This is a genomic window from Kitasatospora nipponensis (genome assembly GCF_039528135.1).
In the GTDB taxonomy this organism is placed as follows: domain Bacteria; phylum Actinomycetota; class Actinomycetes; order Streptomycetales; family Streptomycetaceae; genus Kitasatospora; species Kitasatospora nipponensis.
On sequence record NZ_BAAALF010000754.1, the window covers coordinates 1 to 675 of the forward strand.

At 69.3% G+C, this 675-nt stretch carries 1 protein-coding gene; it reads right to left on the reverse strand.

Going from position 1 to position 675, the window contains the following annotated elements; all coding sequences use genetic code 11:
* On the reverse strand, window positions 1-675 hold a 675-nt coding region (locus ABD323_RS43135; protein WP_344447496.1), incomplete at both ends, for an ABC transporter substrate-binding protein.

Here is a 675-nt window from a genome sequence, read left to right on the forward strand (position 1 = left end):
ACCTGCTCGATCTTCGGCTGCGGCAGCGGGATGTCGGCCAGCATGGTGCCGATGAAGGAGAGCTCCGCGTACAGCCGGATCTTGCCCGGCATGAAGCGCAGCGGTGTGATGGTCCGCAGTTTGCCGCCGGTCCGCGCCCTCACCTTGGCGCCGATCTCCTTGGCCGCCGCCTGGTACGCCGTCAGCTGGGCCCTGGCCTCCGTCTCCAGGCCGAACGGTGCGGCGTTGAGGACGAAGTTCTCCTTCCACGGGTAGCCCGGGCGGATCGAGAACACCGTCGGGGCGATCTTCGAGAGCGCCGCGTACTGGTCCTGCGCGCGCAGCTGGCTGCCGAGGATCAGGTCCGGCTTGAGGGCGGCGATCGCCTCCAGGTTGAGGCTGGAGATGGTGCCGACACTGGCCGGGGTGCCGGCCTGTCCCTTGAGGTAGCCGGGCATGGTCTTCGACCCGTCGGTGAACGCGACGCCGACCGGCTGGATGCCGAGCGCCACCACGTTGTCCAGCTCGCCGGTGTCCAGCACCACCACCCGGACCGGCTTTTTCGGGATCTCGGTGCTGCCCATCGCGTGCCGGACGGTGCGGGGGAAGACCCCGGCCGCCGCGTCGGTGCCGAAGCCCTTCATCTTCCCGATCACCGTGGCGTAGTCGTCACCGCCCTGGGTGACCGACCTCTGG